Below are 12,269 nucleotides of genomic sequence, written 5' to 3' on the forward strand. Positions count from 1 at the left end.
TACATGCACGACCGCTACCACGTCATCACGGGGCCGCCGCTGTCCCCGCCGACCGTCAGGGCTGAGGATCTCCGTGGCCTCGCTGCGGCGCTCAATGCCCTGGAACACCCGGTGGAAACGACCATGAGCGAGCTCACGGTCGGCAAGGTGGAACTCGCCTTCAACTCCCTCGCGCCCAGGGAGAGGCAGAAGCTGCTCGGCAACCTGGGCATTCGCATGGCGGCCCCACGGCGCGCGGGGAGGGCCCTCTGCCAGGACATCCTCTCCCGGCTGCGGCGCGATGCGCGGCAGAACAAGTGCACCTGCGGTATCAAGGATCTCACGCCCACTGTGCTGGACCAGATCATCTCGGTCGCCTTCGCAGGGGAAGACAAGGGCGGCTCCGACCCAGTTTCTCGCTGGGGCGCCACGTTGCTCCGGGCCACGGTGTTCGCCTGGTGCAACGCATCCGTGGTCGACGCCTACATTCTCGCTTGGGCGGCGGACCAGGACTGGTTCGCGGTGGCCGACGAGGAGCAGTCCGTACGTTTGGCCGCCGTGGCCGAGGAGGCTCGGGCCATCGCGGCGGCATACCCAGATGTCCAGGACATATCGGAAGGAATCGAAGGACTGTTCGCAGGCGGCCGAAATAGCGGCGGGGCCGCCTCGGTAGGCAGCCGGGGCGGGAAGGTCGCCGCCCTTAACTCCGACACCCCTGACGACAAATCCGAACCCGCAGACGCTGGCACCGAGCAGAAGCCCGATCCGGAGGAGGCGTGCCGACGGGTGGAGGCCGCCCTCGTGGTGGCTCGGCGCGCCGCGGAGAATGTGACCGGTGCGGTAGCGGATGGGCGACCTCCACTTGATGAGGCCCTCGCCGCCCTGAGTGCGCTGGGCGACGCCTTCGACAGCGCCGACGCGGCGTTCCATCGGGTGGGGGTGAACGGGGTGCCCCGCCGCCTGGAGGACATGAAGCAGTCCGCACGGGAGTTCCGGACGGCACGTGACCGTGACCGCAGGCTGCGGGAGACACTGCGGGGGCTTCTGACGATCGCGGGCAGGCCGGACAGTCCCGCCGCCTTTGCCGCCGACGCTGTGCGTGCGGCGACCCGCAGTCTGCTGGACACGGAGGTGTGGGAACCGGCGCACGGGCAGGAGGGTGCCGCACTCACGGAGCTGGCCCGGTTGGTCCGTGAAGGGCGAGAGGTCTACGGGGCGACGGAAACCCTTGCCTTGCAGGACCAGATAGTGCGGGTACTGCCCGAGTGCGCCATGGCTGTGGTCATGGCTCGGGAACTGGTCCTGGCGCAGCCGGAGAAGACATCCGAACAGTCGCCGGAGGGGGAGTCCAGGACAGGGGCGGAGGCTGCTGCGGGGGAGGGGCGGGGAGTCAACGCGCCCGTTCACGGCAAGACGGCGGAAGGCCCCGAACCGGTCGCCGAGCGGGTGAACGCGAGTCCGGTGGATGGGTATGAAGGCCGCTCCGTCGAAGAAGGCCGACCTCACGCTGTTCTCGAACCGGAAAACCTCGCCCTGACGTCGGCGGTGGAGCCGCCCGACACCGGGGACGCACCCGCCACGGCCACCCTTGACGCGCCGGAGACCGCGGCCCTCGAGCCGGAAGGAGTTCTTCCGGTCGTCCCGGCACCCGTGCCTGCCTCCGCACCCGTGCCCCGTCCGACCGTGTCGCCCGACGAGGACGTTCGAGCCCAAGAGCCGGCGCCGGAGGCGACCACCGTCGTCACTGAGGTGAAGTCCGCCGAGGTCAGGACGGAGCTGGCCCTCACGAACCTGATCGTGGAGCGGCGCTTCGGACTCGCGCACCATGTGGCGAGTGCCGCAGGCCACCCGGAGTCACAGGTGCTGGCACTGCGCCTTGCCGGTGCCGCCGGGCTGTTGACGGCCGGTGACAGCAAGGGCATCCGGCTGACCGCTGATCTGCTCCAGCGGTACAGCGGATACGCCGGCCGAGACGCGGAGGGCAGCGAACTCCTGCTGCTGCCCGCTCTGCTACGCACCGCGCTGATCACGGGGGACCATCTGGCGGGTGCCCAGCTGAAGGCACTGGCGCCCCGGCTGCCGGAACGACTGGCGGAGGCGGCGACCGCGGTCGCCGATCGCGCCCTCAGCGGCGCCCTGATGATGGCGTCGCCGCTGATGGTCAGTGCCGATGTCTCCGGGGCGGAGGCGCGCCTACGGGAGTTGCTGGAGCAGTGCCGTGTTCTGCTCGTGCCGCCCAGGCTTCGGTTCGCGCGGGCGACGGAGATCGCCAAGCGCTGGCTGTCCGACGACGGGTTGCTCGGATCCCTGCTCATGACCGTGGTCGGCGACTGCCGTGACGGGGTGGCCCGCGTGCGTGAGCAGACCGAGCGTCTCTCCAAGCTGCCTGAGGTCAACAGCGAGATCGACCGTATGGACCGCAAGCACCGCTCGTCCAGCGGTAAGCCCTTGCAGGGCTCGGGACGGCAGGACCTGGTGCATCTCGTGGAACGGGCTGTGGGCCTGGCCAAAGAATGGTGTTTGGCCGTCGACACCATCGGCCGGGGGGACCGATCCGACGGCAACCGGGCGGTCAAGGAGATCTCTTCCCTGCGCAGGTCCCTGCTGGAAGGCGGTAAGGAGGCACTGGGCGAGCTGGAGAGGCTGGCGCGGGGTTCGGGCGCCGTCAAGGCCGCGACCGCCTGGGCGGCACGCGCCTCGATGGAGGAGCTCTTCGCTCTGCTGGCGGGTGACACCTCAATCATGTCTCCCAGGGGTCTGATGGACCCCGAGCTCGTGCTGGACGCGGAACTGCTGAAGGTGTGCGACTGCAGTGCTGAGCGGCCGTCGCTCGACGAGCTGCTCACCGCGGTCGGCAGGAGCTGGCAGGATGCTCTTGCCGAGAGGCTCGACCATGACGCCTTCGCCGCCGCCCGTACGCTCGTCGAACTGGCTGGACGAGGGCTGTTGCCAGGCACACGGTCCGGGGAGTTCACCCCGCCCGCGATGGCGGAGATCGAGGCGAGGGCGGTCGACCGCCGAGTGGAGTTGCGCGGGAAGCATGACGAGCTCATGGCTGAGCTGCACCGGGCACAGGCCGATGGCGCCGTGACCGATGATCAGGACCTGCACCTGCAAGAACTCCTCGCCGACGCCAAGGGCCGGCTCGAAGCCGCCGACACGTACGACCTGGTGGACGTACGACGAGCCCTCGACACCGTACGGGGCGACCTGCCGGCCTTCCGGCAGCAGGCGGCCGATCGGCTCAGGGCCCGGCTGGAAGCTCTGGAACCCGCCGAGGAGCAGCGCGCGCAGGTCCTGCGGCACCTGGACACCGGGGGCCTGGCCACGGCCGCCGACCTTGTCTACTTTCTGGAGATCGGCGAAGACGTTCCGGAGATCGACGGTGGCGAATCCCACCTGACCGAATTCTTCCCCGCGGTCCCCGAGGGGCTGTCCATGGGTATCGACCGCGAACTGGTCGGCCTCGTCCGGTCCGGCGGAACACATCCAGATATCCCCATCCTGGACTACAGCGCGCTCTCGACCGACGAGGCTGCCCTTGCGGCGGACGCCCTTGCCGAGTGGCGGGAGCTAGGCGCGACAGAGCCGAAGGACCGGCTTGAGGTGTCCGCAAGACGGCAGTTGCTTCCGGCCCTCAAACTCCTCGGGTACGACGCCAAGAGCGCGAAGCCTCTGGACGCCAAGTCCCACACCCGACGCGAATACCGCCTTTTCGAAGCGACCGAGGTGGAGATCAACGGCAGGGCGAAGGCACCCGCGTTCGGCTCGCAGATCCGTGAGCACGGCGGCAGCCTCCATGTACTGATGGTCTGGGGTCGTCCGCCCGCAAAGGTCGTCATGAGCTGGGCGGAGCGGGATACCAGCGGAGCGAGCCTTCTCGTTGTCTACTTCGGCACGCTGAGCCGGGAGGCACGGGTCGAACTCTCCCTTGGATCACAGCGGTTGGCCCAGCCCATGCTGGTAGTGGACGATGCCGCCCTCGCCTACCTCGCGGCACGGGGTAACCGGCAGGTCAGCACGGCCACCCAGACGCTGCTGCCGTTCTCCGGCGTCAATCCGTACATCAGGGAGAAGCGCGGCCGGATCGGCGGCGAGATGTTCTACGGCCGTGACGCCGAGCGCGCGAGCGTGCTCGACCCACACGGTACGCAGGTCATTTTCGGCGGCCGGGGGCTCGGCAAGTCTGCCCTGCTTAGTGATGCCGGAGAGCGGTTCGAGGGACAGCGGCCCGGTTTTCATCTGGCGGTGTACGTCAATCTTGACCAGGAGAACATCGGCAAGGGCAGCTCGCTCGGGCCGGAGGCACTGTGGAGCGTCCTCGACCGTGAGCTCACAGCGGCCGAGGTGCTGGGCGGGCAGCCGGGCCGCAAGGCGAGGCAGGATATCTCCGAACGAGTACGCGCCGGTATCCGGACCTGGCTGGACGGGGAATCCCGTCGGCGTCTGCTGATTCTGCTCGACGAGTGCGACCAGTTCTTCGAGGCGGATGCTCCTCGCTTCGACCAGACCAAGAAGCTCAAGGGGCTCGGGTCCGACACCAAGGACCGCGCCAAGGTTGTCTTCGCGGGTCTCCACTCAGTGCAGCGGTTCTCCAAGCTCGCCAGCAACGGGCCCTTCGGCCACCTTGCGCAGACCCCGAAGGTGATCGGCCCACTCGCACCGCAGTCCGCGGCCGAACTGCTCGTGGACCCCATGCGGGCGCTCGGCTTCGAGTTCCAGGACATGGATCTCGTCAACCGAGTGCTCGGCTACTGCTCCTACCAGCCCTTCTTGCTCCAGATGTTCGGTCATCGGCTGGTCGAGGTGATGCACCGCAAGCGAACGCGACGTGGAGTCGAAGGGCCCCCGTACTCCGTGGAGATCGCCGACATCGAGGTCGTGGAGGCGGACACCGGACTCAGGGACGGCATCTCGGCGGCGTTCAAGGACACCCTCAGCCTCGACCACCGCTACGACGTGATCGCGAACGTGCTGGCCTACCACGCCCGACACCGGGGTCTGGAAGTGCGGTTGAGCGACGCCGAACTGCGTGAGGAGTGCGAGACGTTCTGGCGCACGGGATTCGAACAGCTCGACACTGAAGGGTTCCGTGCCTACCTGTCCGAGATGGTGGGCCTCGGCGTGCTCGCCCCCAATCACGACGGCCAGGGCTGGCATCTGAGGGGCCCGAACGCGTTGCGGATGATCGGCACCTCGCACGAAGTGGACGCCCGTCTGCTAAGGGCCGAACAAGACTGCGAGCTTCAGGAGAGCATCGTTCAGGAGGGTCGGCCCGAGCTGCCCGACGGTCGACCGGCCCCGCTCACCATCACCCAGCTCGACGACCTTCTCGGGGAACGCTCCAACCAGACGAGAGTCGTCCTGGGTACCGCCGCGACCGGCGTCGGCGATGTCGGAGATACTCTCCGTACGGTAGCTGGCCGCATCGTCGGCTGGACGTTGCCGCCCGTCGGCAAGCCCAGCGTCTACAAGCAGGAGCTCATGGGCGGGCGACCGCGGGAACGTCGCGTCGTCATCAGCGACTTCGCCCGCTACCCGGACGCCCGGCCCGAGGCGCCCCGGCAGGCTGTGGCCCTCGCCGACAGGCTGTTGCCCGCGACTCCGGGGGTGACTCGCGCAGTGGTCGTGGTCACGGACCCCTCCCAGTTGGGCTTGTGGCGGCCTCTCCTCATGGGCACCGAACCCACCTCCGCCGCTCCCGTCGTGCTGCGTCGGCACGACCGCCGCAGCTTGCGCGGCTGGGCGCAGCGAGTGGAGAAGTTCCATACCGAGGACCGCCTGGACCGGCTCCACGAGCTGACCGGTGGCTGGCCGATGCTGGTCGACCAGGCTCATCGCCTCCACGGCGAACTCGGTGAGCCGGGGGCGGTACTCGCTCGGCTGGCCGCCCTACGCGCGGACCGGGCCGATGCCCGTGCCTTCGTTCGGGCGACCGGAGTATACGCGGATCAGTTGCTCGTGACCGGCTACCGCTCCCTTGCCGAGGAGTTCGGCGAGGGCCTGTTCGACCTGGAGAGCGCGGTGACCGCCGTGGCGGTCCGGATCGAGGACGAGGACGAGGCCCGCTGGATCGTCACCTGCCTCGACGCCCTCCAGGTGCTCGACCACGAGGGAAACCAGTTGCGACTGGAACCGCTGCTCCACAGGTGCGTGACGCTCCAGAGCTGACAGTGAGGAGCGTTCGCCCGCAGCGGTCGACTGGCGCGCCGACGAGGAGATCTGCCCCATGGCGGGTCTCCTCGTCGGTGGCTGCCGCCGGCTCCGCTGCGGCCGCCGCCACAAAGCTGGCCACTTCCACGCGTTGATCCACGACGCCTCCTGACGTGCGCGTCACCATGCTCTGCCTACGGCCAGCGGGCCGTCCCACGAGGACGACCCACGTCCCGTCCTCGTCCGCACAACACGGGCGCGTGTGCTCCGTTCCTGACGGGGCAGCCGGTGGACATGGCTGTTCTCCGTAGATTCGCCCGGCCTCTTCTGGCCTCGAAGTTCATTCGTGACGGGTACGCGGCGGTACGCAACCCGGTCGTCCCGGCTGCCGGAGGGGAAGCCGTGAGAGGGGCCGCCGGGGCCCCATCCCGGCTGCCGCTGCTGCCGGAGGATCCCGTGCAGCTTGTACGGCTCCAGGGCGCGGTCCAGCTCGGGGCCGGACTGCTGCTTGCTCTGGGGCGGGCGCCGCGGTCGGCTTCCGCGGCGCTCGCGGTGACCGTGGTGTCGTCGGCCCTGACGCCGTACCTCTACCGGGCGACCGGGGACTCCGACACGGACCCGGACCCGGAGGCGGGCGCGGCTGAGCGGGCGGAGTTGCTGGCGAACGTGTCCCTGCTGGGCGGCCTGCTCATCGCCGCGGCCGACACCCACGGCAAGCCTTCGCTCGCGCACCGGACCCGCCGCGTGGCAGGCCACGCCTCCGGTGCGGTGACCCACCGCGCCGGCGCCGTCTCCGACCGGGTCGGCGGCGCGGCGGACACGGCGGTCAAGAGCGTCACCGCCTCGGTCGACGCGGCTCGCAAGCGTCTCTCCTGAGACCGAGAGCCAGACCGAGAGCCAGACCGAAAGCGAGACCGAAAGCGAGACCGGGAACGAAAGAGAGAGCGACACCTCGAGCGGGACCGGCCCCGAGCCCCGGACCGTGGCCGCGCCGGGGACCCGCCGCGTCGTGCGACGAGGGCCTGCCGCTCCGTACGGCGAAGGGGCGCCGCCCTCCCGGTCTCGGCGGCCTCGCGGGAGGGCGCGGCACACGGACCCCTGTGCCGCGCCCCACCTCGCCCACCGCAGCGGGCGTAGCCGCGCAGATCAGCCGGCGGCCGGCCTCGGGGCTACCACGCAGGCGGACTTGTCCGACTCCAGCGCGCCGTTGACCGCCGTCACGCAGAACTCGTAGTTCCACGTGCCCGGGAAGAGGAACGCGACGCCGTGGTGCGTCTCCTGGACGACCGACTCCTCGGCCCTGGACGGGCTGCCGTCGTTGATGTTCCGGACCCATACGCGATACCCGGCCGCCTGGTCCGAGCCGTTCCAGTCGAGTTCGACCGTGGTCGGGTCGGCCGACCGGACTTCCAGGCCCGTGGGGGCCGGCGGCGTGCCGGCGCCGACGACGACGGGCCTGCCGAGTGCGGGCAGGCCGCCGCCCGCCTTGTTCCAGGTCTGTACGGCCAGGACGTAGCGGTGGCCGGACTTCAGGCCGTCGAAGCGCAGGGACTTGTCACGGGTTCCGACGGTCTCCACGAAGGCGCCGGGCGTGTCGAGGTCGTAGGCGATCACGCCGTACCGGTCGATGGTGTCGGTGTAGGGGCCGGTCGGAGCGCCCCAGACGAGGTCGGCGCCGGTCGCGGTGGGGTGGGTGACGATGCCCACGGGTCCGGGCGCCGTCCTGGGCCGGGCCGTGGCGCTCACCGTGTCCGACCACGCGGAGGCGGTGCCGCCGGAGTCCGTGCGGACCTGGTACTCCCAGGTCTGGCCGTCCGCCACCCAGGTGGAGTCGAAGCGGTTGCCGAGGGCGCGCGTGGTGCTCCAGCCGGGTGCTCCGGCGAGCCGGGAGCGGACCTCGTACCCGTACGCCCCGAAGACCTTGTCCCAGGTGACGACGATGCCGCTGTCGGCGGATACGGCCTCGACGTTGCCCGGAGTGCCGGACGGCCTGCCGGGAGCGCTCGTGGGGACCTCGGGTGCGGAGGAGCCGATGCCGAAGTCCTCGTGCAGGGTGGCCCCGAAGGCACCCGCGATCTGGTATTCGCCCACGGCGTTGGGGTGCAGGCCGTCGTAGGCGGCGGGGCACGAGGCCGGGGCGCAGTCGTAGGCCCCGGCCCAGTCGACGAGTTCGACCGGCGAGGAGGCGGTGTGCCACTTCGGTACGGCGTCGGCCAGCAGTGCGTTGTACGCGGTCGTCTTGGTGACCAGGTCGTCCCGGCCGCCGATCCTCTCCCGCTGGGGGACGTTGGCCAGCGCGAACTTGAGGTCGGACCTGGCCGCCCGCGCCTCCTCGACCAGCTCCTCCATGCTGCTGAGCGTGCCGGAGGCGTCGCTGACGAACCAGCCCATGTCGTTGAAGCCCAGACCGACGAGCAACAGGTCCGGCCGGTACTTCGTGACCTGGTCCTTGATCAGGCCCTTGTCCTGGGCGGCCTGCCGCCCCCAGACCGCGAAGTGGTCGCTGTCGAAGCCCTCCGCGCCGGCGGCGTAGGCGCCCGAGGTCCGGGGCGGACCGGGGGCCGGCTCCGGCTCGCCCTGGAGGCGGGGCGGCTGGGGAGCGGACGGCGTCTCCTGGGGCTTCGTGCCGGTGTAGGGGCCGACGAAGTCCACGGGCACACGCTGGTCGCGGAACCACTGCCACAACCGGTAGCGCCAGGTGTGGTCGCCCTCATGGCCCTGGGACATGGAGTCGCCGACGACCATCACCTTGAGGGTGCTGCCACCGGTGCTGTTGCGGCCGATGATGTCGTCGACGAGCTTCCCGCCGGGGAAGTCCATCATCATCACGCCCATGCGGTCCAGGGCTGGGCGGCCGCCGAACGTGTCGCCGCGCTCGGGGTGGAACTCCGGACACCGGTCGTTGTCGCCCTGGAGGCACTGCCGCAGGAAGGAGTTCACCCCGGTCGCGGTGGGGGTGCCGCCGGCCACGGTGTACGGGTGGGCGCCGCTGCCGGTGCCGCTGGTGTAGTTGATGTACAGCGCGCCCGGCTTGTACGGGTACTCCTTCTCGCCGGGCCGCGAGGAGTCCCAGGTGCCGTTGGTCCTGCGCAGGTGGGCCCGTACCTTCTCCCACTTGCCGGCGATGTCGCTGATGGTCCCGACCTCGTACGCGTCCTGGACGTACTCCTCGTCGGAGCCGCCCGCCGGGTAGGGCTGTGCGATCCCGTATCCGTCGTAGATCCCGCCCCTCGTGCCGCGGTAGCCCATCAGCACCACCTTGCCGCGCACCTCGCCGAGATCCGGCACGCGGTCCGCCTGGGCGTCACCGGTCACCGACGGCGCCCAGAACAGATCGCGCCACGCGGTGTCCTCCGTGGTCTCGTCGCCCTCGCCGGTGTACGTGACGCCGTCCAGGTAGGAGTCGAACACCTTCTTGCGCCACTCGTCGGTACGGAAGCCCTCGGCGTCCTCGCAGCCGAACGTCCCGCCGTCGCACTCGGCCTTCAGATGCAGGAGCACCGTCTCGTCGGGTTCGTCGCGCAGGAAGTCGCGGGTCGCGTTCAGTACGTCGGTGAAGTTCGCGTACTGGTAGGCGGAGCCGTGATGGATCGTGAACTTCAGCCCCTCGTCGCCCTTGTCGACCCGGACCCTGATGTCGAGGGCCCGGATGCCGGCGCGGAACTGGGTGGTGAGCGTCTTCGCGCTGAACCCGTGGTTCTCCTGGGTCTGGGTGATGCTGGTGGCGATACCGGTGCAGTTCCCGGTCTTCGGGTCCCGCTCCCCGCAGAGCGCGAGACTGTCGTGGGTGCCGGGGACGGAGAGCCACGACAGGTTGGTGCCGTCGGGTATGCGCGACATCCAGTCGACGTTGGACGCGGACGCGCTGGTGATGCTGTTGTACGCGTCGCTGGCGCGGGCGGGCGTGGCGGACAGGGTGAGACCGGTGAGGGAGAGGGCCAGGGCGAGGGCGGCCCCGAAGGCGGCCCTTCCCCGTCGGCGCGGACCGCCGGTGGGCCTGCCCGGTCTGGCACGTACGGAGGACGGAAGCATCTGCACCTTGTCAGGGCTCGGTCACGTGACGCGTGATGATCATTGCGGACGCTCAGAGTCTGTCAGCGTGCCGCGCCCCGGAGACCCGGTCCTGACGGACTGTTGGCAAGGTCACCGGCGTTCGGTGGACGAGGACCATCTCCGGGGTGACGCCCAGGTGTTCGCGTCCACGCCCTCGCGCCCCCACACGCGGCCGCCGCGGAGGAAGCCCCCGCTCCCGGCCCCTCCGAGAAGCCCTCACGCGCGGCCGCCTCGGAGTCGAACGCGTCCCGGCCGGACTTCACGGCCGCCCTCGCTCTCCCGTCCCGCGTGCGGACCGGCCGCACCGGGACGGCGTGCTCCGGCAAGGCGTTGCCCCATGGGCCGGACACCGTCGGCGCAGGCATCGGGTTCTCGGCACGGCTTCTGCCTCCCGGCGGCGACCCGGTGAACGGATCTCGCGGTAGAGCGTGCCGTCGCGGGCGGAGCAAAACGATTTTCCCGGCGTGTCGTCAGCCGGGGAACGGCTCCCCGTGGTAGGGAACGGCCGGGCTGCGGTGGGGGCTTGAACGCTCGTGCGGAGGCGTGCTCGGTGACGTCCAGATGGCTGCCAGTCCGAGTGGGCGGTAGCCGTCCTCCTGGGTCCAGGCCGACGGGCCGGAACGGTCCTGTGCGGCGGAGTGCGGCAAGGGGGCCGGCTGGTGTTCGATGCCGCCCAGGCGCCGCTCGAAGTCGGCCTGGAGCCGGTTCAAGGTGTCGAGGAAGTCCTCGAGCGGAATGCTTCCTTCGTGCATCTGCTCCTCGTTTCCTGCATGGTTCCCCTCGCCCTGTACCGGAGTCGGAACGCACGGATGTTCACCGGAGGCACGTCGGCTGTGGCCCACGCCGCTCCGGAAGTCGTCAAGGTTTGAAACGAAACATGCTTTCTACTGCTGCACCCCGCACAACGATCTCTTTCGCCGGAAGAAGTGCGGCATTCGGGTGACCCGGAGAGAACGTGCCGAGTTCGCCCCGGAGTGTCCGCTAAACGGATCGGCGCGCATGCCGGATCCTTCCGGGGGCTCTCACGTACGCGCCGCCGTTCGGCGATCCCCGTACGGGCCGCTTCTCAGCCCTTGCGCCACCACGGTTCACGGACGTACAGACTCTCCTCGCCGGTGCACCCCGTGCCGTTGGAGATCTCCTCCGTGTCCAGGTTCCAGCCCACGACCCCGTTGCCCTTGCGGCCCAGCTCGATCAGGCGGTCGCTCCCGGTCCGGGTGCCCTCGGTGACCTCGCAGCGGACGATCGAGGTCCACGCCTGCCCGTCCAGCGCGGCGACGAAGGCCAGCACCGGGAGGGCGAACACGGTCAGGACCAGGGCCGCCCACTGCTCCAGGGCCGCCGCCCGGCGCAGTCCGCGGGACGGCCGGTAGCCGCGGTCCCGGTGGGGCCCCTCCGTCGTCCGCCGGCCGCCCCGGTGGCCGTGCGGGCGCCGTCTGCCGGTGCGGTACTCCACGACGACGCCCTTGCGCAGTGCGTACGCCGCGAGCCCCGTGCCCAGGCCCCACCAGAGGCCGAAGAAGCAGGTGATCAGCACCCCCATGGCGACCGGGTTGACGACGGTCAGCGCCAGCCGCTGGAGCGCGCCGACGACGCCTCCCCCCGCCGGGACCGCGCCGCGTGCCGCGAACAGGGCGAACACGACGCGGGAGACGACCACGGCCAGTACGGAGGCGAGGAGCGGGTCGGTGAGCACCATGCCGATCAGCACGTCCGGCCAGTTGGCCGGTTCCATCCCGACGAACACGTCACGGGCCGCCGCGCCGCCCCCGACCGTGTACGCCACCTTCGTCACCGGCACCGCGAACGCCACCGCCAACAGCACCGTGTGCCCGGGGCCGCCCTTGCTGTCCGCCGAGCGCGCCTCCGCCTCCTCGTCCGCGGGAGCCATGCGCGTTCCCCCTTCCGGACGGCTGACGGTGACGGCGGGGAATCGCCGCGCCTGCTCGGCAGCCTGCACCGCTCGCCCTGCCCCGGCCACCGGCGCTACGCCGGCCGGGGCGGCGTAGCGTGCGCGCGACGCCCGACCGTGGCCGCGGCTTCACGTTCAGCCGCCCTCGCACCACCCGATTGCTTCGTATCGA

Annotated in this window: 5 protein-coding genes; 2 read left to right on the forward strand and 3 right to left on the reverse strand. The window is 70.3% G+C overall.

All coding sequences use genetic code 11. The features are described 5' to 3' along the window. The first annotated feature begins 3 nt into the window (after positions 1-3). Together QFZ71_RS24595 and QFZ71_RS24600 are read left to right on the forward strand one after the other, a co-directional pair. The gene (locus tag QFZ71_RS24595) at positions 4-6,150 is read left to right on the forward strand and encodes a hypothetical protein (protein WP_307670331.1); all 6,147 of its coding nucleotides are present in this window, start codon (positions 4-6) and stop codon (positions 6,148-6,150) included. 276 nt (positions 6,151-6,426) lie between these two features. After that, entirely contained in the window at positions 6,427-7,008 is a 582-nt protein-coding gene (locus QFZ71_RS24600; RefSeq protein ID WP_307670332.1) for a DoxX family membrane protein, read from the forward strand. A gap of 270 nt (positions 7,009-7,278) precedes the next feature. Here the strand turns inward: QFZ71_RS24600 and QFZ71_RS24605 are convergent, their stop codons facing one another. From QFZ71_RS24605 to QFZ71_RS24615, 3 genes are all read right to left on the reverse strand, one after another. Further along, entirely contained in the window at positions 7,279-10,164 is a 2,886-nt protein-coding gene (locus QFZ71_RS24605; RefSeq protein WP_307670333.1) for a phosphatidylinositol-specific phospholipase C domain-containing protein, read from the reverse strand. Positions 10,165-10,655: 491 nt separating this feature from the next. Further along, the gene (locus QFZ71_RS24610) at positions 10,656-10,937 is read right to left on the reverse strand and encodes a hypothetical protein (RefSeq protein ID WP_307670334.1); all 282 of its coding nucleotides are present in this window, start codon (positions 10,935-10,937) and stop codon (positions 10,656-10,658) included. 314 nt (positions 10,938-11,251) lie between these two features. Next, positions 11,252-12,076, reverse strand: coding sequence for a hypothetical protein (locus tag QFZ71_RS24615; RefSeq protein ID WP_307670335.1), 825 nt, complete (start codon positions 12,074-12,076; stop codon positions 11,252-11,254). Positions 12,077-12,269: the final 193 nt, after the last annotated feature.

The organism is Streptomyces sp. V2I9 (assembly GCF_030817475.1).
In the GTDB taxonomy this organism is placed as follows: domain Bacteria; phylum Actinomycetota; class Actinomycetes; order Streptomycetales; family Streptomycetaceae; genus Streptomyces.